General features: G+C 69.2%; 20 protein-coding genes. 13 read left to right on the forward strand and 7 right to left on the reverse strand.

What is annotated here, in order from left to right; translation table 11 throughout:
• The first annotated feature begins 193 nt into the window (after nucleotides 1–193).
• The 6 genes from ACIA1L_RS29620 (at nucleotide 194) to ACIA1L_RS29645 (ending at nucleotide 6262) form a co-directional block, all read left to right on the forward strand.
• The gene (locus ACIA1L_RS29620) at nucleotides 194–1111 is read left to right on the forward strand and encodes a LamG domain-containing protein (RefSeq protein ID WP_396076298.1); all 918 of its coding nucleotides are present in this window, start codon (nucleotides 194–196) and stop codon (nucleotides 1109–1111) included.
• 154 nt (nucleotides 1112–1265) lie between these two features.
• Nucleotides 1266–4544 (forward strand): hypothetical protein, encoded by a 3279-nt coding sequence (locus ACIA1L_RS29625; RefSeq protein WP_396076299.1) that lies wholly within the window; start codon nucleotides 1266–1268, stop codon nucleotides 4542–4544.
• The gene (locus tag ACIA1L_RS29630; RefSeq protein WP_396076300.1) at nucleotides 4534–4734 is read left to right on the forward strand and encodes a hypothetical protein; all 201 of its coding nucleotides are present in this window, start codon (nucleotides 4534–4536) and stop codon (nucleotides 4732–4734) included. Before ACIA1L_RS29625 ends, ACIA1L_RS29630 begins: the two co-directional genes overlap by 11 nt.
• An 11-nt stretch (nucleotides 4735–4745) precedes the next feature.
• Complete coding sequence (locus tag ACIA1L_RS29635) at nucleotides 4746–5186, forward strand: hypothetical protein (protein WP_396076301.1); 441 nt, start codon at nucleotides 4746–4748, stop codon at nucleotides 5184–5186.
• Between the two features lie 163 nt (nucleotides 5187–5349).
• The gene (locus ACIA1L_RS29640) at nucleotides 5350–5895 is read left to right on the forward strand and encodes a hypothetical protein (RefSeq protein WP_396076302.1); all 546 of its coding nucleotides are present in this window, start codon (nucleotides 5350–5352) and stop codon (nucleotides 5893–5895) included.
• 211 nt (nucleotides 5896–6106) lie between these two features.
• A complete protein-coding gene (locus tag ACIA1L_RS29645) occupies nucleotides 6107–6262 on the forward strand; it encodes a hypothetical protein (RefSeq protein ID WP_396076303.1) in 156 nt (51 codons plus the stop codon).
• Nucleotides 6263–6276: 14 nt separating this feature from the next.
• On the opposite strand, the gene ACIA1L_RS29650 is transcribed toward ACIA1L_RS29645, so the two are convergent.
• Complete coding sequence (locus ACIA1L_RS29650; protein WP_396076304.1) at nucleotides 6277–7545, reverse strand: MFS transporter; 1269 nt, start codon at nucleotides 7543–7545, stop codon at nucleotides 6277–6279.
• Between the two features lie 46 nt (nucleotides 7546–7591).
• Here ACIA1L_RS29650 and ACIA1L_RS29655 point away from each other — a divergent pair, with 46 nt between their 5' ends.
• The 6 genes from ACIA1L_RS29655 to ACIA1L_RS29680 all read left to right on the forward strand — a co-directional run bounded on the left by ACIA1L_RS29655 (nucleotide 7592) and on the right by ACIA1L_RS29680 (nucleotide 13429).
• Nucleotides 7592–8725, forward strand: a complete 1134-nt coding sequence (locus ACIA1L_RS29655; RefSeq protein ID WP_396076305.1) for an ROK family protein — start codon at nucleotides 7592–7594, stop codon at nucleotides 8723–8725.
• A 45-nt stretch (nucleotides 8726–8770) separates the two neighbouring features.
• Nucleotides 8771–9805, forward strand: coding sequence for a zinc-dependent alcohol dehydrogenase family protein (locus ACIA1L_RS29660; RefSeq protein WP_396076306.1), 1035 nt, complete (start codon nucleotides 8771–8773; stop codon nucleotides 9803–9805).
• Nucleotides 9806–10299: 494 nt separating this feature from the next.
• Nucleotides 10300–10611: a hypothetical protein gene (locus ACIA1L_RS29665; protein WP_396076307.1), complete on the forward strand. Its 312-nt coding sequence runs from the start codon at nucleotides 10300–10302 to the stop codon at nucleotides 10609–10611.
• Entirely contained in the window at nucleotides 10608–12269 is a 1662-nt protein-coding gene (locus ACIA1L_RS29670; RefSeq protein ID WP_396076308.1) for an alpha/beta hydrolase, read from the forward strand. The genes ACIA1L_RS29665 and ACIA1L_RS29670 overlap by 4 nt, the downstream gene beginning before the upstream one ends.
• On the forward strand, nucleotides 12266–12733 hold the full coding sequence (locus ACIA1L_RS29675) for a hypothetical protein (RefSeq protein ID WP_396076309.1): 468 nt from the start codon (nucleotides 12266–12268) through the stop codon (nucleotides 12731–12733). Before ACIA1L_RS29670 ends, ACIA1L_RS29675 begins: the two co-directional genes overlap by 4 nt.
• A gap of 201 nt (nucleotides 12734–12934) precedes the next feature.
• The gene (locus ACIA1L_RS29680; protein ID WP_396076310.1) at nucleotides 12935–13429 is read left to right on the forward strand and encodes a CAP domain-containing protein; all 495 of its coding nucleotides are present in this window, start codon (nucleotides 12935–12937) and stop codon (nucleotides 13427–13429) included.
• A 77-nt stretch (nucleotides 13430–13506) separates the two neighbouring features.
• Here the strand turns inward: ACIA1L_RS29680 and ACIA1L_RS29685 are convergent, their stop codons facing one another.
• The gene (locus ACIA1L_RS29685; RefSeq protein ID WP_396076311.1) at nucleotides 13507–14643 is read right to left on the reverse strand and encodes an LCP family protein; all 1137 of its coding nucleotides are present in this window, start codon (nucleotides 14641–14643) and stop codon (nucleotides 13507–13509) included.
• A 192-nt stretch (nucleotides 14644–14835) separates the two neighbouring features.
• Here ACIA1L_RS29685 and ACIA1L_RS29690 point away from each other — a divergent pair, with 192 nt between their 5' ends.
• Nucleotides 14836–15042, forward strand: coding sequence for a hypothetical protein (locus tag ACIA1L_RS29690; RefSeq protein WP_396076312.1), 207 nt, complete (start codon nucleotides 14836–14838; stop codon nucleotides 15040–15042).
• Nucleotides 15043–15050: 8 nt separating this feature from the next.
• Here the strand turns inward: ACIA1L_RS29690 and ACIA1L_RS29695 are convergent, their stop codons facing one another.
• The 5 genes from ACIA1L_RS29695 to ACIA1L_RS29715 are packed head-to-tail and all read right to left on the reverse strand — an operon-like array spanning nucleotide 15051 to nucleotide 22191.
• Nucleotides 15051–18173, reverse strand: coding sequence for a BTAD domain-containing putative transcriptional regulator (locus ACIA1L_RS29695; RefSeq protein WP_396076313.1), 3123 nt, complete (start codon nucleotides 18171–18173; stop codon nucleotides 15051–15053).
• Nucleotides 18118–19401: an MFS transporter gene (locus tag ACIA1L_RS29700; protein WP_396076314.1), complete on the reverse strand. Its 1284-nt coding sequence runs from the start codon at nucleotides 19399–19401 to the stop codon at nucleotides 18118–18120. Before ACIA1L_RS29700 ends, ACIA1L_RS29695 begins: the two co-directional genes overlap by 56 nt.
• Nucleotides 19398–20321 (reverse strand): phosphotransferase family protein, encoded by a 924-nt coding sequence (locus tag ACIA1L_RS29705; protein ID WP_396076315.1) that lies wholly within the window; start codon nucleotides 20319–20321, stop codon nucleotides 19398–19400. The genes ACIA1L_RS29700 and ACIA1L_RS29705 overlap by 4 nt, the downstream gene beginning before the upstream one ends.
• The gene (locus ACIA1L_RS29710) at nucleotides 20318–21172 is read right to left on the reverse strand and encodes a hypothetical protein (RefSeq protein ID WP_396076316.1); all 855 of its coding nucleotides are present in this window, start codon (nucleotides 21170–21172) and stop codon (nucleotides 20318–20320) included. Before ACIA1L_RS29710 ends, ACIA1L_RS29705 begins: the two co-directional genes overlap by 4 nt.
• Nucleotides 21169–22191 (reverse strand): LD-carboxypeptidase, encoded by a 1023-nt coding sequence (locus tag ACIA1L_RS29715; protein ID WP_396076317.1) that lies wholly within the window; start codon nucleotides 22189–22191, stop codon nucleotides 21169–21171. Before ACIA1L_RS29715 ends, ACIA1L_RS29710 begins: the two co-directional genes overlap by 4 nt.
• Nucleotides 22192–22200: the final 9 nt, after the last annotated feature.

Below are 22200 nucleotides of genomic sequence, written 5' to 3' on the forward strand. Positions count from 1 at the left end.
TGTGAAGTGGAGTGTCGTGAGAAACTCGTTCAGCCCTGTACCTGGCGGCCTCCGCCGGGCGTTGCGGGGTAGTTGGTCCACCGCTGTGGCGGTGGTGGCCGCGACGGCGGTTGTGCTGTCGGCGAGTGTGGAGCCCGCTTCTGCCGCGCCGACGCCGGTCGCAAAGAGAGATGCGCTGCCTGAGGGTGCGCACGTGGCGCATTTCGCGTTTACTCAGGACGAGACAGGTGGGGCCGTCCGGAACTGGGCGGGCTACGAGTACGGTATCGGCGCCTCACGCGGTGATGCGTCGGTGATCGAGGAGTCACCGTTCCCGAGATTTGGTCCGGAGAAGTCGTTGCGGTTGGACGGCTCGGGGGACCATGTGTCCACCGAGGTGGTAGTCCCGACGGACAAGTCGTTCACCGTGGCGGCGTGGGCCCGGCTTGACGCGGTCGACCGGACTTCGTCGGTGCTGTCTCAAGACGGCATGCGGGTCTCCGGCTTCTCGCTGAAGGCGCAGAAGAACGGCGCTTGGGAGTTTGGGATTCCCCAGGCGGACGCGGAGAACGTCGCATGGGACGTAGTCCGGGGTCCCACGGTGGCGGCGAACCGGTGGACTCACTTGGCTGGCGTGTACGACGCGGCCGTAAATGAGCTGCGCTTCTACGTCAACGGTTCACTCGTCGGCAAGACGAAGCGGACCAGCACGTGGAAGGCATCCGGCGGCCTGCAGATCGGCCGCGGCATGTGGAACGGCATCGAAGGCGACCACCTCGCCGGAGGCATCGACGAGGTCCACGCCTGGACCGGGGCGCGCGACGAGGCGGGACTAGCCGACTACGTTGTTCCGGCCGCCCAGAGCCGCGAAGACCGGTGCAACATCGGTCACTGGCTACACGCCGGCGGCCCACAGGTCAAAGCGGCGGCGAGCGCTGCATTGGCAGGAACCGACTACGACCGGCGCCTCACCTACCAGCAAATCGGTGGCACGCAGCACCAGCTCACCTACGCGTCCTTCAAGGACCAGGAGGACTACCGGGTAGCGCTGCCGATACGCGGCCTGGAAGGCAGTCCTCGAAAAGCAGGCGGTCTGGGGAGCCGACTTCGACTCGTTCCACCAGGTCCCTGACTACGGCAAGGATCTGCACTGGTTCCTGCTGGAACGCAACGACCAGTCTTTCCAGAACTTCCTCGAGCCTCCTGCACTGCCCAAAGCGTCTCCTGCCGCGCTGCAGCAAGCCCGTGCGGTCGTCGACAAACTGGTCGCGGACGGTGTATGGGGAGTGCCGGACTTCAACATCGTGAAGACGTGGCCGGCGAGCCGCGTCGAGCGGTTCATCCGCCACGGCGGCTCCCCGAAGGTGGGGCCGACGCCGGGCACGGCAGAGTACCGCCACGAAATCGAGACGCTCAAGAACAGCTGGCTCGACTGCGACCCAGCAGACCCCGACGGTGTGCGGGCGGAGGACTGGTGGTGGACCGGGAATCCGGGGCCGCTGGCCGAGGTAGCTAACACCGCCCAGCGGGAGCTGCAGGCCGAGCTGGACGCCCAGGCCGGGCCGCGTAAGGACATCGTCGACGCCGAAGCCCAGGCCATGCGCGACGTGCGTGCTGCCTCGGCGGCGCTGATCGAGGCACAAGGCCAGGCGTGGGTTGCCGGTCAGGCGTTGAAGTGGCAGCGGTACTGGGCCGGTAAGCCGAAGAACGACCCCCACTACCCGGCGGCTGCGGAGTTCCCCAAGGTCAACCAAGACCTGGCGACTGCCCGCGACCGGGTCGCTGCCCAGATAGCGCTCGCGAACAACGCAGCAGCGTCAGCCAAACAGCAGGTCGACAAGGTCAATGCGGCGCAACAGAAGGCTGCCGCAACCGCCACCACACAGCTAACACCGATCTACCGTGGTTTGGCCTACGCGCGGCAGTCCGCTCAGGTCGTCAAGGCCTCCTCGGCGGCGGCGACCGCGGCAGCGAAGTCGGTGGAGATCACGCTCAACTCAGTGACGGCGGCAAACGCCGACGCCGCGGCACTGCAGTCGCTGGCGCGCACCCAGCAGATCGCCCTGCAGGCGGAATACAAGCGAGTCGCCGCGCAGGAAGCCGCCGATCAGGCACAGGCCGCCGCAGCCGCGGCCAAGGGGCAGTCCGACGCTGCTGCGTCTGCCGCCGCATCAGCGAAGCGCAATCGGGCAATCGCTGAGCGTGCTGAGGCGGCAGCGCGCGGCGCCGCGCAACGGGCTGATCAGCAGCGTGTTGTCGCGGAACGAGAGAAGAAGAAAGCGGCCGACGCCCGAGGCAAGGCAGAGTCGGAGCGTGCCAAGGCTGACGAGGCCGAAGAGCGCGCTCAGCAGTACAAGAACACAGCCGCGGAAGCTCGTGGCCGCGCCGACTCCTCCGCGTCCATGGCAAAGGACAAGCGGATCGTGGCTGAGCGGGCCGAAGTCGACGCGCGGGTGGCGCGGGACCAGGCCGTTGCCGCGGAACGCGCGAAGGATGCGGCGGTCGCTCGGGCGGAGGCGGCAGAAGCTGATGCCTGGGCCAAACAGGGCACTGACGCAGCGCAGGGCGCTCGACAGGCGGCTACTGAGGCACGGGCGGCTGCGGGCCAGGCAACCGACGCAGCAGCCGGTGCCCGACGTGCGGCCGACAGCGCCACGGCCGCTGCAGTCAAAGCGCGACAGGCGGCGACTGAGGCGCAGGGGGCCGCGTCTCGAGCTGCGGCCGCGCAGAAGCGGGCTGACGCCGAATGGACCTACGCACTGTCGCAGTCGGTGGCGGCGCATGCGGCCGCTGCAGATGCTCTTCAAGCGGCGAAGGCAGCAGCCGAGGACGTCAAGCTGGCCGAAATTCAAGCTGAGCAGGCGAAGGCCGAATCAATCAAAGCCAACGCCGAGGCCCTCCAAGCCGCGGTTGAAGCTGAGAAGGCCCAGGCAGAAAGCGCCGTGACATCCGGACAGGCCTTCGCCGCCGCTCAGGCTGCGATTGCCGCCCGGGACTCCGCAGCCGGGGCGATCAATGCCGGAAACGAGGCCATTGCAGCTGGAATTCCCTTCCGCGATAGCGACGTCACTGCCGGTCTCGCCGTGTTGATCGGCCAAGACGCAAAGTCTGTCGCGGAACAGCAGGCAGCACTTGCTCAAGCCCGCGCAGATGAGGCGGCGAGGGCCGCTAAGCACGCGGCCGAATGGGCAGATAAGGCCACCGGGGACGCCAAGCTCGCCGCAAAGGCCGCGGCCGCCGCGGCCGAATACGCTGCCAAGGCTGCCGGATACGTTGCGGCGGCGAGGATCTATGCGGCAGCTGCGGCGAGGATCTATGCGGCAGCTGCGGCGACCGATGCGGCAGCTGCCGTGACAGCCGACAAGCGCACGAAAGACTGGGCTGACAAAACATTGTCCTCAGCGGTAGCCACTACCGCCGCGGCCAACTCTGCCCGGGTCGATGCGATGGCCGCCGATCACTCCGCGACCGATGCAGAACGTGATGCTGCCTCCGCCCGCGCCGCGGCAAAGGAAGCTGACTCGCAAGCAAAGGCGGCCGACGGCGCGGCCGACCGAGCTGAGACAGACGCCACCGCAGCAGAGGAAGCGGCGTCCAACGCTAATGCCCTCGCCGAGGAAGCGCAGGCCGCAGCCAATCGAGCCGAAGCTGCAGAACGAGCAAAATTCGATGCGGCGCTCTTGATCGAAGGGGGGCCGGCCGGCGATCCGAACATTAAGGTCACACCGGTAAATGTCAAAGACGACTTCTCGACTGACATCCGGTGTGTTCAGACAGACCCCCTCCACTGCCGGGCCGAAATCCCGCACCACATTACCGGACAGAAGATCTACAGCCTGATCGCCTGCCCGGACCCGACTGACACGGTTTGCCCGGGTAAGGAAGTCACCGACTACCTACACACGGAACAAATCGATTTCCGCTACACCCAAGTGCTGGTCTTGAACCTCATGGACATCTCCAAGGAGGTGCTCACAAATCTCGGCAAGGCCCTCGTCATGGATTACGTCAACTGCTTCACCCTCAAAAAGGACGAGTGGGCGAAATCCTGTACATGGGTGGCAGTGGACATTGTCGCCCCGTTTGCCATCAATCGTATTGCAAAGAGCGTCAAGGCCTTCCGCGCCAGCATGAAGACTGGTGTCGGCGTCTCCGAGGCGCAGAAGGGGCTTAGGGCGAGTGGGATCGAGCCGGCAGCGTTGGCCAAACTCGAGCGCGACACGGCCCGCGCCCTAGGCGGAAAGTGTCGAGTCGCCTCGCGCGCCTCCGCGGCCTTTACGCCCACTGTCGGGGCAGCAATTACCAGCAAGTCGGTCGGCGACCCTCAGGCGAAGCGCGAGTCACCCGCTGCTGTGGCGACCTTCAGCTTTACCGCCCACCAGCAGGCTTCCCGCATGCTGAGCAATCCGTGCAGCCCGGACCATATCGCACTTGGACTAACCGAGAAGGTACCCGATTTCGCCAAGAACGTCGGAGCCCGCCACCTGATGACGGAGGCGCCCGGTCAGTGGCAGCAGTCGGTCATTCGGGGTGCCTCCCGGAACCAAATTCAGCGTGACCCTTGACGACATCGAGGATCTTGAAGGGGTCGTCCTCCGAGGCAAGTACCGAGAGGCCGGACTCGACATCGCGGTCGGCGGTCGAAAGCCCAGCTGGTTTGACTGGGAAATGTATATCCTCGACGAGGCCAAGGCTTGGGAGCGCGTGACGTTCTATTTCGATGGCCAGGTGCATCCGAATCCATTCACTCGTTAGCGAGGAGAAAAATGAATAGCGCATGGCAGTCTCCTGAGGTGACCATTAAGTCTTTGCCATTGGAGTTCGGGCGCCCATTCAGCGTGTTTGCGATGGCCCCGACACACCGCCAGCTCTTACTGCGCAGTCCGATGGGCAATGAGTGGGAGGATCGAATTGACGTGATCCTGAAAGGAGTGGTGGCCATGAAGGTCAAGACGCAACTCCCTGATCTCGTCATTTCTGCAGCCAATGATCGGGAGGTGGCAGACGTCGACCTTGACTGCGAAGCAGATCTGAGACGTAACGAATCGTTCAAAGTTTATATGCTTCGAGCCGGAAAGTTCCGCGGATACGTCGTTGCCGCTTCAGCTTGGATGGCAAGAGACCGCCGCCCTGCCAACGACCCTAGTCCGCTATTGTTCGATATCGAAGGTACCCCGATGCCTGAGAGGATCATCCAACTGATCTAGATCGGTACTGCGATTTCGGGTAGCGGCGAGCGCGAATGGCGTAGCTGCACGGCAGACATCGAATAGGTCTGCCGTGCAGCTACGTCCTGCCCACCGTGCTGGAATCACCGCCGGCGCCGGCGGTAAAACGGCTCGCCTGGCGGTGGGCGGCTAGAGTCGCCGCGTGAGTTGGGCGGACTGGGTGGAGATTGTGGTTCCCTCTGAGGCCAACCGCCGCGCCCGGGCGGATCTGCGGGCGTTGGCGGCGTCGCTCGAGGAGCACGGGTATGCGTCGTTGCCGGTCGGTTCAGCGCGGCGGCGCAGGCGTGGGGACGCTGAGGCGGGTCGGCGGGCCGTTCGCAATCGAGTGTTCCGGCCGCGTGCGTGGCCGGCCGTCGTCGACGGTGTTTCCGAGCGGCTCGCTGTGACGCCTCGCGGTGAGTTGTTGGTGGTGGCGAAGGTGCTCTTCACGAGCGGTGCGCCGGTGCGTCCGGGCTTGCCCGTCGAACAGCTCGCGGGGCATGGTCCAGGCGTCCTGTTTCTGTCCTTCGCGGAGCAGGGCATTCAGTTCGGCCAGGCAGCTGTTGGACCGCCGGTCGGGGTCGTCCGTATCTTGGGGTGGGGCTACGAGTACCACGAGCAGTTCGCCCTCGATCAGCTGATTGCCCAGACCATGGACGCCTACGCCGAAGACCCGCACTGGCATCTACGCCCCCACGCCCGCGGCTGAGCTGACCCCGGCTCGACGTTGCGCACATCGCAATGCTGAGGTGGGCGCGATCGGCGATCGTGCGCACCGCAGATACGGCGCCGGGCGCAAGCTTCAGGCGGAGTCACTTCGCCGCTTTCCGCATCGGCAAAGATTCCTATGTTTCTAAGAGTGGATGCGTGGGGTATAGCCGGGTCGGCGGGAGATGCTCGCCGATGAACGGAGCGAAGTCATGCTGATCCTCGGGCTCATCCTGTTGCTGTTGGGCATGTTCTTGAAGGTGTCGATCCTCTACACGATCGGCATCGTTCTTCTCGTGGTCGGTGCCGTGCTCTGGATCCTCGGCGCGGTCGGCCGCCCGGTCGCTGGGCGAAAAGTCTGGTTCTGACACATCCATCGTCGTCACGAGGGGGTGCCCACCGAACGTGGGCGCCCCCTCGTGTCGAATGCCGTCAGGCGGGCGAAGCTGATCGCGGCCAGGCACAGGCCGACGGCGCCGAGGGCGACGCCGATCCAGGCTGGTGCCCGGTATCCGAGGCCGGCGGCGATCACCGCACCGCCCAGGGCCGCGCCGAGGCTGTTGGCGATGTTCATCGCGGACTGGTTGACGGCGGCGCCCATGAGCTGGGCGTCGGGTGCGACGGCGATGAGCCGGGCTTGCAGGGCCGGGCCGAGGAACAGGCTGGTGGCACCGATCAGGAACGCCCCGGAGAACAGGCCTGCCGGGGTGCCGGCAGCAACACCGAACAACGCGGCTGAGGCGATCATCGCGAGGAACCCGTACAGGGTGGCGCGGCGCAGGTCGCGGTCGGCCAGCCAGCCGCCCAGGGCGTTGCCCACGGTCATGCCGAGCCCCATCGCGGCCAGCACCCAGGGCACAGCCCCGGCGGACAGGCCTGTCACCTCGGTGGTGACCGGGGCGACGTAGCTGTTGACGGCGAAGAACCCGGCGAACCCGATCGCAGCGGTCGCCGCGGTGAGCCACACCTGCGGGCTCAGGAGTGAGCGCAGTTCAGCGGCGGGGGAACCGCCTGAGGCGGGCGCCTCCGGGACGGTGGCGGCCACGGCCAGCAGTGCGAGGGCAAAGACACCGGCGATGAGCAGGTACGCGATCCGCCAGCCGGCGGTCTGTCCCAGCCAGGTGACCGCGGGTACGCCGACGACGTTGGCCGCGGTCAGTCCGCTGAGCACGACGGCGAATCCGCGTGCCGCTTTGCCCGGCCCCATCAGGGAGGCGGCGAGCAGGCCGGCCGCGCCGAAGTAGGCGCCGTGCGGCAGCCCGGCCATGAACCGTGCGGCCAGCACCAGCCCGAAGTTGGGGGCGAGGGCGGAGGCCACTGTGCCCACAACGAACAGCAGCAGCAGTGCGAGGACCAGGCGTCGCCGTGGCATTCGGGCGGTGAGCGCGGCGATCAGCGGGGCGCCGACCACCACTCCGAGTGCGTACGCGGTGATCATCCAGCCGGCCTGGGCGACTGCGCCGGACTGGTCGCGGGCGTACTCGGTGCCGAGGGTGTTGGCGGCGATCTGCGGGAGCAGGCCGGCGGGTACGAACTCGGTCAGGCCGATCGCGACCGCGCCGAAGGCGAGCGCGAGCAAGGCGGGCCACCGCCGCTGATGGCGGGGTGCTGCCTGCTCGACGTCGGCAATTCCGGTGCTCTGGGTCGCCACGGTCGAGACTTTAGCAACACTGTTGCTTTAATGGTAGAGTGACCTCGTGCACCTGGACTTCCTGCGCGATTACCACGAAGCACTGGTCATCGCCCTGGCTCGGACCCAGCCGACGATCGAGCGGGGCACGGTCGCCGAGGTGACCGGCCTGACTCCCCAGGCGGTCTCCAAGGTGCTGGCCCGGCTCCTCGAGGAGGGCGTCATCGCCCCGGCCGGCGTGCGCCGCCCCGCACTGGGCAAACCGGCCGCGGTCTATCGCCTGGTGCCTGAGGCCCGGTGGGCCATCGGCGCACACGTCAGTCGCCGCGCACTGCGACTGGTCGTGACCGATCTGGGTGGCGCAGTGCGGGCCTCCACCGAGACCCCGTTGCCATCGGACTTCACCCCGGACGAGTTGCTGACCTGCCTGTCGGCCGGTGTCACCACGCTGATCGAGGAGCACCAGCTCGTCCGTCCGGAAGACGCCGCGCCGGGCGGCGGTGACCAGCTCGCGCGCCGGCTGGTCGGTGTCGGGATCGGCATGATCGGACCCCTCGATCAGGGCACCGGCACCGTCCGCGACGCGCACCGGCTGCGTCACTGGCATGACATCCCCCTGGCGACCCTCGCGGGGCACCACCTGTCCCTGCCGGTGCTTGTCGACAAGGACGTCACCGCTGCGGTAACAGCCGAGGCGTGGCGCCGCGGAAACGGATTCCACGACGCCGCCGTGATCATGGTGGAAAGCGGTCTCGGTGCCGGGCTGTGGCTCGACGGCACCGCCTACCGCGGCGCCCATACCAACGCCGGCGAGTTCGGGCACACTGTCATCCAGCTCGATGGGCCGCCGTGCGTCTGCGGCCGTCGGGGCTGCCTCGAAGCGGTGCACGAGCAGGCCACCGACCCGGCAGCCGCAGCCGCCGTCCTCGGCGCCGGCGTGGTCAACCTGCTGCAGACCCTCGACCTCGGCCACGTCGTGCTCGCCGGCGCCGACCTGCTGCAACACGGCGACCTCTACCGCCGCGCCGTCGAGGTCGCCGTGCGCACCCAGGTCAAGCGGGCCGACTGGCTCAGCGTCGAGGTCAGCCTGACCAGCCTGGGGACCGACGCGATCGCCGCCGGCGCCGCCATGCAGGTGCTCAACGCCCGCTACGGCGTACCCGAACCGACTCGGCCCCGTCCGGCGCCCCAGCGCCGATGACCCGGCTGCCTACCAAGGTCCGACTCTCCAGAACGGAAAACCCAGATGCGTGCCACCTTTATGTACGGCGCCGGCGACGTCCGCGTGGTCGACGTCCCCGACCCGAAGCTGAAGCAGTCGACCGACGCCCTGGTGCGGGTGGTGCAGGCGTGTATCTGCGGTAGTGACCTGCACCCGTACCACCGCATGCGGGCGAAGGCTGACGGCACGTCCATGGGGCACGAGTTTCTCGGCGTGGTCGAGGAAGCTGGCGTGGACGTGGCGACGGTCAAGGCCGGCGACCTGGTGGTAGCCCCGTTCGCGTGGCAGGACAACACCTGCGACTTCTGCCGCGAAGGCCTGCAAACCTCGTGCCGGCACGGCGGGTTCTGGAACTCCGGCGACGTCGGCGGTGGGCAGGCCGAGGCCGTCCGCGTCCCACTGGCCGACGGGACCCTGGTCAAGCTGCCGGTCGCGCCGGATTCCGCACTGCTGCCGTCGCTGCTGACCCTCTCCGATGTGTACGGCACCGGCCACCACGCAGCCGTCCGCGCCCAGGTCAACCCGCGCACCACCGTGACCGTGATCGGCGACGGCGCCGTCGGGTTGCTGGCCGTCCTGTCCGCCCGACGGCTCGGCGCCGAACGGATCATCCTGATGGGCCGGCACAAGTCCCGTACCGATCTGGGTCGCGATTTCGGCGCCACTGACGTCGTTGCCGAACGCGGCGAGGAAGGCATCGCCATGGTCCGCGAGTTGACCGGCGGCGACGGTACGCACACCGTCCTGGAATGCGTCGGTCACCTGCCCGCCTACGAGCAGGCCCTCGGCGTGGTCCGAGCGGGCGGGGTGATCAGTCGGGTCGGCGTACCGCAGTATTCGGACGGTGACATCGGCTGGAAGCTGTTCGGCCGCAACCTCACCCTCACCGGCGGACCCGCACCGGTACGCCACTACATCGAGGAACTGATGCCCGACATCCTCGACGGCACAGTCGAACCCGGCAAAGTCTTCGACCGCACCATCGGCCTGGCGGACACCCCGGACGGCTACCGCGCCATGGACCAGCGGGAAGCGTTGAAGGTCCTCGTCCGGCCGTGAGCTGCGCTGCCCCGACGACCCGCGCCCGCCGGTCTGCTCACGACTGCCACCCACGCAGTGGCGGTCGTGAGCAGACCGGTAGTACCAGAACCCAGAGATCGCCTGCACGGGTACGAGACCCGAGCCCCCGATTGCCCGGCCCATCGACCGAAGCTGTCAGCGATCACCTCGTCCTGGCGCGCCGTGTCCACACCTCTGGACTGGCTGGCCCAAGCGCCACGAAGACTCGGGCCGTTCACTGCGACAACGTTAGGCGCGCGGCCCGTCTGCTCGTTGCTCCCGTACGCCATCTGGTTAGCCTTGCGCACATCGGCTGACTTCGACCGTCAGGCCAGGTCGGGGAACGCGGTCCGCGGCGTCGTCGCGCCGTATCCGGATCGCTTCGAGCGGCGGAGTCATTGGCGGGAAGGCAGCCGTGGTCTGGGGCAGATCGGTGGGGCGTCTGCGCTGTACCGTGGCGCGCGTACGCCTGGGGTCCTCGGGGGGAGACAGCGATGGATCAGCCCGTCAGTCAGATGAATGTTCCTGCTCTCGGCAGAATGGGCGCCGATGTGCGGGCGGCCGCGGACGCGTTCGGCCGGGCGCACGCCGACAGTGGCAGGCTTGCCGGAGCTGCCGCTTTGTCGGGTTGGCCGGCGGCGCGGGCTGTCACCGGTGCGGAGCAGGTGTGGGCGGGGTTCCTGAAGCAGCTTTCCGGTCAGGTTCGTCAGCTCGGCGATGGTCTGGCGCAGGCTGCCAGCGACTATCAGGCCGCCGATGAGCACGCTGCCGACCAGGTCACCGGTGCGGGCCGGCTGCCGCGATGAGCTTGACCTTGCAGCTATTGGTCGACACCGACGTTGCTGGCATCGACGCGCAGGCTTCGGCGTGGGAGGCGCTGGGAAGCGCGCTTGATGACGCCACCGAGTCGCTGATCGACGCCACCTTCGACCTGGCGCATGTGTGGTCCGACGGGGTAGCTGCGGTGGCTGCCGGTGAGCGGGCCCAGCTGACGCGTCGGGAGGCGTCGAACGCGGTGGTGCCCTGCCGGGCCATCGGTCGGGCCCTGAGTGAGCACGCTGCGACCGTGCGTGGGCTGCAGACCATGCTGCACCAGATCATCGCGGATGCGCGAGCCGGCGGTTATGTCGTGGACGTCGCGACGGGCACGGTGTCCGCGGCGGAGACCGTCTACGAGCGGGCGTCGACGCTGCATGTAATGCAGCAGCAGATGGACAGCCTCGCCCAGCAGTTGCAGGGCGTTCTTGAGCGGGCGGCGGACAGTGATGCCCGCACCACGACGGCGATCAACGCCAACCTTCCGGACCAGCGGGACGGTTTCGGTTCCGCGGCGGCAGCCCCCGTCGGCGAGGATCAGGTACGCAGCCAGCAGGGGCGCCCGCCCGCCGAGGTCAACCAGTGGTGGGACACCCTCTCCCCGGAACAGCAGGAGCAAGCCATCCGGGACTTTCCCCAGCTGGTCGGCTGGCTGGACGGCGTACCGGCCGATGACCGGGACGCCGCCAATCGCAGCTATCTGGCGCAGCGGACCGGGCAGCTCGATGCGGAGGCGGCCGCGATCCTGGAACGACAGCGGCAGGTGGTGCAGCCGCGCTCGGCCGAGGATTACGAGTTGTGGCATCGCTATCAAGCCATCCAGAAGGAACGCGAGGAGCTCGCCGCCGTCCAGGCCGGCCTCGACCGAGCCGGACCGCAGGGGCTGCTGCTGGGCGTGGACACGGCCGGTGACGGGCGAGCCATCATCGCGATCGGCAACCCGGACACCGCCGCGCACACCGCGGCGTGGGTTCCCGGTTTGGGTACGACCATCGGCTCCACCAAGGAAAACGTCGAGCGCATGGTGTGGCTGAACGAGGAGGCGCAAAAGCACGTCAATCCCGGCGAGACCGTCTCGACGGTGTACTGGCTTGGTTATGACGCCCCCGAGTTCACCAACACCAGCGTTGCCGAATCCGACCGGTCGAGGGCCGGCGCCGGCCCCTACGTCACCTTCATGCAGGGCATGCGGGCCACCCACGAGGGCGAGCCCGGGCATCTGGTAGCCATGGGCCATTCCTATGGCTCCACCGTCATCGGCGAGGCCGCGCTGACCGGGAATCTGCCCGTCGACGACTTCGTCACGCAGGGCAGTCCGGGCGTGCACACCGATCACGCCAGCAAGGTGCTGCCCGACCCGCGTCACGTGTGGGTCGGTTCGTCGCCCACCGACCCGGTGTCCACGACCGGCGGCCTGGTCGCCGTACCCATCGTCGGCTCCTGGTTGGCTAAGGAGTACGACGACGTGCACGGGCCCAGTCCGCAGAGCAAGTCGTTCGGCGCGAACGAATACGACGCCGACACGTTCTTCCACACGCGTTATTGGGAGCCGGACAGCGACAGCCTGCTGAACCAGGCTGCCATCGTTGCCGGCCGCTACTCTGCTGTCGAGTTGGAACACGGTCAGAAACCGGAGAATTGGAAATGAGCCGTCCGGCAACCCGGATTGCCGCACTAGCCATCGTCGTGCTGACGCTGACCGGATGTTTCGGAGGAGACGTGGAAACCCGCACCGAGGACGAGGCCAAGGCCCTGGTTCGCGACCGCAGCGCTCAGCTCGCTACGCAACTCGGCGGTGTCGCTTTCACCGAGGCCAAGGAGAATCCGGGGCCGTGCACCAGCGGCGGCAACGCTGACGTGTTTGCCGTGCAGGGTTCTTATCAGGCGCCCCTGCCCACGGCGGAACAGATTCCCACGCTGAACCGCATCCGCGACGCCTGGAAGCGGGATGGCTGGGAGATCACCGACGACCGTGTCATCGAACCCAACGCCGGCATCCTGCGTGCGAAGTCCTCTGACGGCTACACCTACCACCTCACCAGTGCTCGTTCCACCACGGAGCTCGGCGTCATCATCTATTCGCCGTGCTTTGAGTCGCCGACGCCCCGCTGAGCTGCGTTCTGGGGTCCCCTGCACCCGTACGGCAACCAGGCGTCGACCTCGGCGGAAACCTGCGGAGGGCAGGCACCCGGGCGGCAACTCAGCGCTCACGCCAAGGCACCCGTAACGGCATCAGTGAATACCGCGGCCACACCGAAGAGATATGCGTAGCCGGCGAACAAGCGCCGATTACCTGCTCCGAAAGGTGTGACCTTGCCGAAGAAGACCCTGGTTCGTCGCCTCGCCACCCTCGCGCTGATCCCCGCCGCCGCCATCATCGGCCTGATCACCCTCGCGAGCCCGGCCCAGGCCGCCACGGTCTCCCCCACGACCCTCCAGACGCAGGTCGTCACCCTCTCCAACCAAGCCCGCGTCAAGGCCGGCTGCAAAGCCCTCAAGGTCAACGCCGCCCTGCTCTGGGCCGCCCGCGGCCACAGCAAGTACATGGCTACCACCGGCCGCTTCAGCCACACCGGCGCCCGCAACTCCACCTTCACCGCCCGCGCCCGCGCCGCCGGCTACACCGCCGCCCGCAGCGAAAACATCGCCTGGGGCTACCGCACCGCCCGCGAAGTCGTCAACGCCTGGCTCAAGTCCCCCGGCCACCGCGCCAACCTGCTCGACTGCGGCGCCAAGACCATGGCCGTCGGCGTCGTCTACGCCGCCAACGGCGCCCCGTACTACACCCAGGAGTTCGGCAGCCGCTGAAACTGAAGCTTTGTTCGCCCCCCGAAAGACCGGCCGGCATGCCCCCGCATGCCGGCCGTTCTGTTGTCAGCGGGGGTTCAGATCTTCTGCAGGAAGGTCGGGTTCTCGAGCAGGAACGACGAGATCGTGTCGTTGCGCAGCGCGGTGAAGAAGTTCTCCGACGAGGGGTCGAGCTGCTCGCCCTGGTAGTTGGCGCCTTCACCCAGACCGCCGCCCTTGAGCTTGATCAGCGCCATGTCCTCGGATTTGAGGTTGCGCAAAGCCAATGCCCAGTCGAGGACGGTGTAGCCGTTGCCGTCGAAGATGAGGGCGTCGCCGGCTGCCCGGAGGACCTGGTCGATTTTGCCGGGGTTGGTGACGACGTCCTTGCTCAGCGCCTGCTCCGCCATGGCGCGGATGAACTGTTGCTGGTGTCGTTGCCGGTCGTAGTCGCCGTTGGGCAGGCCGTACCGCTGCCGTACGTAGTCGAGTGCCTGCCAGCCTTTGAGGTGGTGGGTGCCTTTCTTGTATTCGGCTTGGGGGCCGATGTACGGGTTGGGGCAGGTGTGGTCGGTGGCACACGCAGCGCTGCGGTCACGGGGTTCGCCGTTCGGCTTGCGGTGCTCCGATTTCACGTCTTGGTCGATGTTCATGGTGACACCGTCCATGGCGTCGACGATGTCCTTGAAGCCGGAGAAGTTGATGATCGCCCCGGCGTCGAACTTCTTGATGCCGGTGAGCTTGCCGACGGTCTTGGCGAGCAGGTCGAAGCCTTGCGCCGTGTCGAATGTGCCGTTGCCGAGATTGCTGCCGTGCGACATCGCGGCGTTGACCTTCTCGGTGCCGCCCGGGTAGTTGGCTTTGGGGAAGGCCGGAATCTCGACGAGCAGGTCGCGCGGAATGGAGAACAGGTAGGCCTGCTTGAGTCCGGCGGGGACGTGCGCGACGACGATGGAGTCGGACAGCGGCGCGGTCTTCTCGTCGCGGGGGTCGATGCCGACGAGCAGGATGTTGAGGGGTCCCGCGATGTTACTCGTGGCTTTCTTGACCTTGCCGTCTGTGCCGTTACCGAGAAGGTCCCTCGTTTCCACCGCTCCGGCGTATCGAGCGATCAGCACTTTGCTGCCGATGATCGCAGCACCGCTGAGGACCACGAGTACACAGCCGACGATTACGCACAGCCGGGCCCACAATGGCGATCGCCGCCGGGTTTTGACTTTCTCACCTGCCGCCACGTGCACTCCTGCTGCCGTCGATGACCGCGACCGCGATCGAAGCGACCATGATCGCAAGACCGCGCCACCCCCGCCGCGAGCCAACTCAGCCGCTTCGCGCGGACAGCTGGCCGGAAAGACGACATAGTTATGGATCTCGATCGCTCATACTGGCTCGCGGCGCGGAGCGCCGGGAGAAAGAGGGGGATTGCGATGAGGTTCAGACGAGGCGGATCCACGATGCGGTTCGGGGTGGCTGCGCTGCTCGCCGCGCTGGTCGCGCTGGGGGGCGCGGGAACCGACCCGAGTGGCCGGTGGGCGGATCCGAACGGCACCACGGCGTGCGGCACCACGTCGGCCGAGTACATCACTCGGCCGCCGAGCAGCGACTGTGATGGTCCGGGGCCTGCGCAGATGTAGTGCGCGGCTCAGGCGAGCTCGAGCGCCTGGTCCAGCAACCGCTGGGCCAGGCGTTCCTTCGCCGGATGACCGATCCGCCGATGAGCGTCGCGGGCCTGCTCGGCGAGTTCGGCGGCCTCGCTCACCCGGGCGGCACCGGCCAACGCTGCGGTCGCGAGCACGGTCAGCGCGTCCGCTTCGAGCATGCCGAGCCCGGTGCGGCGGGTCGCCGCCAGTGCCTCCCTCGCTCCGTCGTAGGCCTCGGCTGTCCGGCCGGCCGGCAGGTCTGCTTCGGCCAGCCCGATCAGGGCGGCTGCAGCGCCCCGACCGTGTCCCGCCTCGCCTGCTAGCCGCAGCGCCTCCCGGTGCCGATCGACGGCCTCCGCCAGCTCGTTCTGCCGGGTCGCGATGCCACCGAGCAGGTTGTGCGCGTCGGCCTGAATGCGCCGGTCGCCCACCTCGACGGCCAGTTCCAGGCCGGCACGGGCCAGGTCGGTCGCCGCGGCGTAGGCGTTCGCCTCCCGGTGCGCCTCACCCATGTTCACCATCGTGTCGGCCTCGCCCTCGGGGCTGCCCGCCTCCCGATGCAAGGTCAGCGCCCGGTCGAACTCCCCGCGGGCTTCCGTGATCCGGCCTGCGCCGAGGTGGGCGTACCCCAGGCTGTTGTGCATCATGGCCTGGCCGTTCGCCGAGCCGAGCGTGCGATAGAGCGCCATGGACTCGGTGAGCCGGTCGATCCCGGCGGCCAGGTCGCCCAGCTCGACGAGGACGTTGCCGAGGTTGCCGAGGCTGACCGCTTCGCCGCCGCGCCCGCCGGTCTCCCGATAGATCTGCAGCGCCTGCTGGTGGTGTTCCGCGGCCTCGGACAGTCGGCCCTGGTCGCGGAAGAGGTTGGCGAGGCTGCCCAGCGCGGCGGCTTCGCCCTGCCGCCAACCCGCCAACCCTGCATCGGTACGGGCCGCAGCAAAATGCCCGACAGCAGCCTCATGCCGCGACAGCGACCGGTTGGCCTGAGCAAGCGACAGCTGCGCGGCGGCCCGGCCGTGCGGGTCGTCCGCAGCCTCCGCCGCGGCGAGTCCACCGGCGGCGGTGGTCAGCCAGTCGTCGGCGTGCCGCCGGGTCCAGAAGTAGCCGCGCAGGATGTCAGCCAGGAGCCAGGTCGGCCGGCGCAGGGCGGGTGTCGCGGCGCCGCCGCGGACCAGCGCGACCATGGTGGGGCGTTCCGCGTCCAGCCAGGCGAGTGCGGCGGCCGGATCGCCGAACGTTCGTCCGGGTGGTCCGCCGTCGCCCGGCAGCCGTTGCATCTGGGGGTAGAGCACGGCCGCGGCGGCGCTGGCCGTACGCGGGTGGAAGTCGTAGAGGCGGTGCGTGGCGGCGGCACGCTCGGCCGAAGCGGCGGTGAGCTCCGCGGCGTACAGGTGGAGGAGGTCGTGCCAGGCGTATCGGCCTGCGGGGAGTTCTTCGATCAGGTGCGCGTCGGCGAGGTCGGACAGCAGCGCGCGGGTCTGCGGCAGGTCCAGGTCGGCCAGCGCGGCGGCTGCGGGCAACGCCACCTCGGGCAGCGGCAGCAGTCCGCCCAACCGGAACAGCCGGGACGCCGCTGGTTTCAGCGCCGTGTAGGACAGCGCGAAGGCGGCGCGGACCGCCGACTGCTCATCGCCGGGAACGGCCAGCATGGTCAGCCGGTTGCCGTCGGCAAGCTCGGCCACCAGCTCGGCGGCCGGACGTCGGGGGCGGCACAGGAGGTGCGCCGCGGCGATCCGTAGGGCCAGCGGCAGGTGGCCGCAGAGTCGGGCCAGCTCGGCGGTTGCTGCCGGATCGTCCACCGCGCGGGCGCCGACCAGGCCGGTCAGCAGCTCCGCGGCTCCGGACGGGGTCAGCTCTCCCAGGGTCAGCGGCCGGGCACCGTCGCGGGCGATCAGGCCGGTCAGCCGGTCCCGGCTGGTGACCAGGGTGACGCAGTGGGCGCCGCCGGGGAGCAGCGGCCGGACCTGATCCGGGCAGGCAGCGTTGTCCAGCAGCACCAGCAGCCGCCGCTCCGCCACCAACGTGCGGAACAGGGCTTCCGCCTCGATGACGTCGACCGGCACCTGCTCGGCGGGCACTCCGAGGGCGCGCAGGAACGTGGCGAGGGCCTGTGCGGGCTGGACGGGGCTGCCGCCGTACCCGTTGAGGTTGATGTGGAGCTGACCATCCGGGAAGCGTTCGCGGTGCCGCTGCGCCCATTGGACGGCCAGCGCGGTTTTGCCCGATCCCGCGGTGCCGCCGATGATCACGATGGCACTGCGCTCGCCTGCAGCCAGCAGTTCGTCGAGCTCGGCGAGCTGCGCTTCCCGGCCGGCGAACCCGGCGACCCGTCCGGGGAGTTGGGCGGGCACGGTGTGTTTCGGCGCCGGCGCGGACCAGGCGAGTGCCGGGTCCTGCCGCATGATGGCGAGTTCGAGGCGTTGCAGCGGCAGGCCCGGGTCGAGGCCCAGCTGGTCGGCGAGCACCTGGCGGGTCGCCCGCGCGACGCCGAGCGCGTCGGCCGGGCGCCCACTGCGGTACAACGCCAGCATGAGCTGGGTGGCGGGGCGTTCTCGCTGCGGCTCGGTGGCGGTCAGGTCGGTCAGCTCGTCCACCAGCTCGCGGTGCCGGCCGAGCCGTAGTCCCGCGTCGAGCCGGTCTTCGATCGCGGCGAGCCGGGATTCGACCAGGCCGGCGCCCAGGCGGTGAGCCACCTCAGGCGTCGCGACGCCGTGCAGGGGGGCTCCGCCCCACAGCCCGAGTGCCTGGTCCAGCAGCGCTGTCCGGGCTTCGTCGCAGGCTGCGTCCCCAGCCTGGGCGAGCAACGCCCGGAACCGGTGCACATCGATCCGCTGCGGGTCGGTGTCCAGGAGATACCCGGGTCCTTCGGTACGGATCTCGATGCCGTCCCGCCCCGCGAACGCACCGCGCAGACCGGACACGCACACCTGAATGGCGTGACCGGCGGTACGCGGTGGCGCAACCGGCCAGGCCAGGTCGACGAGTCGGTCAACCGGTACCGCACGGTTGACCTCCAGGGCGAGTACGGCGAGTACGAGCCGCTGTTTACGCGGGCCGAGCTGCAGCCGCTCAGCCCCGGCCTGCGCCTCGACCGCGCCCAGCAGCCGTAGTTCGACGTCCGTCACGGCCGGAATGGTAACGCCGTCCATCGATCCCTGGATCCTGCGCCTGCGGTGCACCGACGGCGATCCGGTGTGCCACCACCCCGGCACTGGCAAAGATCACGGCGAGGACGGCCCAGCCGGGCGGGCCACCGCCGGCGAGCAGAGCGGTGACGAGCGCCGGGCCGACGAACTGGCCGAACCCGCGGCCGAGCCCGAAGACCGCCTGATATTCGGCGAGCTGGGCGGGCAGGGCCAGCTCGAACGCGAGTCCCCAGGCGCCGGCCGACTGCCACATCTCCCCGATCGCGAGCGTGGCCGTGCCCACCAGCAGCACTGCCACCGCTGTCAGCGGACCACCGGCGGCACTGGCCGCACAGATCAGGCAGCCCACGGCCAAGACCAGCCCGGATCGGCGCAGCAATCCCGCCGCTCCAAAAACCGTGTCGGCCCGGCGGCTCAGGCGGACCTGGAGCAGCAGGACAAGCACCGTGTTCGCGATGACGAGCGCGGCCGTCAGCCCGGCCGGGGCCCGGGTGTGCGTGACAATCCACAGCGGCAGGCCCAGCGTCAGCACGACGACATGCGTTTCCAACACCCCGTTGACTGCGGCGAGCAGCACGAATCGCACGTCACGCAGCGCGGTTCCCCCGCGCCGCTCCTTCGGTACGGGCGCAGCCCGCAAAGTCCGCGCCACCACGGCACACGCCACATGTGCCAGCGCGTTGACGACGGACACTACAGCGAAGGCAGTGGCGTTGGGCGTAGCCAGGACGACACCGGCCGCACCGGCACCGAGCAGGAAGCCGACGTTGAAGCCGCCCCGCATCTGCGCTCGTACGGTGAGGGCTTCGGTCGTGTCCACCAAGCTCCGCAGCACTGCCGCACGCAATGGGCTGCCCGCAGTTTCCGCGACCGTCACCAGCGCGGCCACGACCAGGAAGGACCCGAAGCTCCGGACCATCGGGTACGCGACGAAGAGCAGCGCTAGTGCCGCGTACACCAGGACCAGGAGGCGTCGGGCGCCGTGCCGGTCGGCGAGGCGGCCGAGCGGCACAGTGGTGAGCAGTCCGGCCAGGCCCGCCCCGGACAGGCCGAGGCCGACTTCGGTGGGTGCGAGTCCCGCGACCCGGACGAGGAACACCGCGCTCGACGTCAGGAACAGTCCGTTGCCCGCGGCCTGGACCGTGGCGAGCACGACCAGCCGCCGCCCCGGCCCCGGTGCGGGCACCAGCTCGCGGAGCAGGGTCACCGCCATCCGGTACGCCGGATCAGCCAGGTCAGCGAGTGCCGGGCGATCGCGGCCTGGAAGTCGCGCAGATACGGCGAGCGAGGCAACGCCGGCCCTCGACTTTCGCGGGCGAAACAGCCAGCCAGCGCACACACGAAGGCGTCGATGGCCGCCGCGGGAACTTCCCGGCTGAGCGGGTGGGTGCGGATCACCCGGTCGGCGTCCACCCCTTCGGCGGAGACGAGCAGGATCGCGAGGTCGACCCATGCGGCGCCGCGGCTCGCGCAGGCCCAGTCCACGACGACGACTTCGCCGGCCGGGGTGAGCAGCATGTTGTCCGCACGCAGGTCAAGGTGCAGCAGAGTGTCGCCGGCGACCGCCGCCGCCCAGCCCGATTCCAGCACCGCGAGCCGGTCGAGGTGTCGCACCGCCCAGGGGTCCAGGTCGTCCGGTGGCCCCTGGGCCGCATATTGGCGCCAGGCGGTGACCAGCGGGGCGAGCACCGCTTCGGCCGTCGGCAGGTCCGGCACCGGCGTCGGCGTGAGCAGCGTCGCCAGCCGGGTCAGCGTGGCCGACACCGCCGCCCGTTCGGTGCGCGACCGCAGGTCCGGATGCCGGCCAGCCACGTCGTCGAACGCCAGAACCACCCAGCCGTACGCCTCGACGGTGAACCGCAGCCGGGGTGCGGGCACGGCAGGTCCCAGCAGGGCGGCGCAGCGGGCCTCGTTGCGGTACTGGTCGGCGAGCTCGTCGTCCGCCTCGATCGCCTTGACGAAGGCCCGCGATCCGTCCGCGAGCTCGGCTCGGGCCGCGACGCCCGGGGTGAAGCCGCCGTCCTGCCCCACGGCCGCCCGGATCCGCGCGCCGAGCCGGTTCTCCACGAGGTCCCGTACCTCGACGGGAAGTCGCGCCCATGCCGGACGCAGCGCCGTGGCGGTCACGGTCGCTCCGCGGCTCGGGCCAGGCGGTGTGCGGCGAGGGCGTCGTCGAAGGTGGGTCCGGTCCCGGACGTCAGGAATTCCGGGTACGGGTTACGCGACGTCGCGCCGAACACCCGTTCTCCCGTACTCGATCCGCACGTCAGCCGCCACAATCCGGCGCCGTCCCGCGGGTTCACCACGACCAGCAGCGTCGCCCGGGTGCCGATGGCGGTCAGTTGGAACCGCGGCTCACCCCGGCCCAACCGGGACGTGAGGATCCGCGCGTAGGGGCCAGACGGGCCGGTGCGCAGACCCAGCGAGGTGACGGCGGCGCCAGGGTTCGCCCAGACCGTGTCGACGGTCCATTCCTGGCCGGTCGACCACCGCAGCAGGTCGAGCTGGTGCACCACGCCGGAGGGGTCCTCGTGACTCGTGCAGTCGAAGGTGAGCAGCTCGCCGAGAATGCCAGCCGCGATCGCCTGGCGCGCATCGCGCAGAGCGGTGTGGACCCGCCACGGGAAGGCGACCACCGCGGGCACCCCTGACCGACGTGCAGCAGCAGCGAGTTCCGCCGCTGCCGGAACGTTCGTGCTGCCGGCCGGCCCGCAGCAGACGGCGACGCCCCGGTCCAGCGCGGTCAGGATCAGCTCGCGGTACGCCGGCTCGGCGGCGGGCAGCACGATGGCGTCCACGCCGTCCTGGACGAGGGACAGGGTCCGAGGGCCGTCGCGCCCGGTGCCGATCACCGTCAGGCCGGGGCCGGCGCAGGCGGCAAGCCAACTCGCCTCGACGGATCCCGGTGCAGCACCGATGAGCGCGACGCGGCGAGTTTCCGCCGCCGCAGTTGCCCGGCGCAGGGTGCCAGGGATCATGACCGGCCCGCCGTACGGCCGCGACGGAACAGCAGGCCGCCCACCGGGTCCAGGTCGGCTTCCTCGCCGAACGGGACGATCCACGCCGGGCAGGTGTGGCTGATGTCGGCGTTGACGACGATCGGGAAGGCCGGCTCGGGCAGGTGCTCGTCCACCAGCTCCCTGACGGTCTTCGCCCAGTCCTCCGGCGTCAGCTGCGGATGCCCGCCGATGATCATGCCGCCGAGGCGGGTCAGGTCGGCTGCCGCGCACAATGCCGCGAACAGCGGTGCGACGTCGAGGCCGTGATAGGAGACGTCCCAGAAGAGCAGGGTTCCGTCGAGAGTGAGATCGAACCGCTCGATCAGCTCGGGGAGCAAGGTGAGTTCGCCGCCCAGCAGCGGGCCACGGGCGACGCCCGGCCGCAGCCAGGTCCAGCCGCCGGGAACATCCCTGGTCCGAGGGATCCGCTCCCGATCGGGGACGTACCAGTCGATCACGCCCGCGGTCCGGGACGGCACCGGGTGGCAGCGCAGCGGCGCGGCACTGTCCAGAGCCGCGGCCAGATAGTCCAGCGTTTCCGGGTACGCGCCACCCGCCTCACCGATGTGGACCATGAACGTGCAGCCGTACAGGGAGCTGATTCCGGCTTTCGCGGCCAGGAAGTGATTCAGATAGACGTTGTCGCAGTAGCCGAGAAACGGTTTCGGGTGGGCGGCGATGAGGTCGGGATCCAGCGCGTCGAGCAGATCCTCGCTGCCCAGCCCGGCGTCGGCGGCGAGGATGGCGTCGACGGAGGGGTCGGTGAAAGCGTCCATCAGGTCCCGCGCCCGCTCGGCCGGGGTGCCCGCCGTGAGCCCGTCCGCGGAGATCAGAAACGCGTTCTCCCCGAAGCTGACCTTCCAGCCGGCATCGGTGAGCGCCCGGACGCCCCGCTCCACCCGGTCCGGGACGTACGCCAGCGTCGGCATCCCCGGGCTCAGCACCCGCAGGTGACCGCCGGGCCCGACCGGGGCGGGAACTTTCAGGACACGAGGCACAGCGAACTC

Source organism: Actinoplanes sp. NPDC051859, from assembly GCF_044452725.1.
In the GTDB taxonomy this organism is placed as follows: domain Bacteria; phylum Actinomycetota; class Actinomycetes; order Mycobacteriales; family Micromonosporaceae; genus Actinoplanes.

Coding starts and splice junctions, on each gene's coding strand:
- ACIA1L_RS29635 (WP_396076301.1), top strand. CDS start 4,746: ATGAATAGCGCATGGCAGTCTCCTGAGGTGACCATTAAGTCTTTGCCA.
- ACIA1L_RS29645 (WP_396076303.1), top strand. CDS start 6,107: ATGCTGATCCTCGGGCTCATCCTGTTGCTGTTGGGCATGTTCTTGAAG.
- ACIA1L_RS29660 (WP_396076306.1), top strand. CDS start 8,771: ATGCGTGCCACCTTTATGTACGGCGCCGGCGACGTCCGCGTGGTCGAC.
- ACIA1L_RS29665 (WP_396076307.1), top strand. CDS start 10,300: ATGGATCAGCCCGTCAGTCAGATGAATGTTCCTGCTCTCGGCAGAATG.
- ACIA1L_RS29670 (WP_396076308.1), top strand. CDS start 10,608: ATGAGCTTGACCTTGCAGCTATTGGTCGACACCGACGTTGCTGGCATC.
- ACIA1L_RS29675 (WP_396076309.1), top strand. CDS start 12,266: ATGAGCCGTCCGGCAACCCGGATTGCCGCACTAGCCATCGTCGTGCTG.
- ACIA1L_RS29690 (WP_396076312.1), top strand. CDS start 14,836: ATGAGGTTCAGACGAGGCGGATCCACGATGCGGTTCGGGGTGGCTGCG.
- ACIA1L_RS29710 (WP_396076316.1), bottom strand. CDS start 21,172: ATGATCCCTGGCACCCTGCGCCGGGCAACTGCGGCGGCGGAAACTCGC.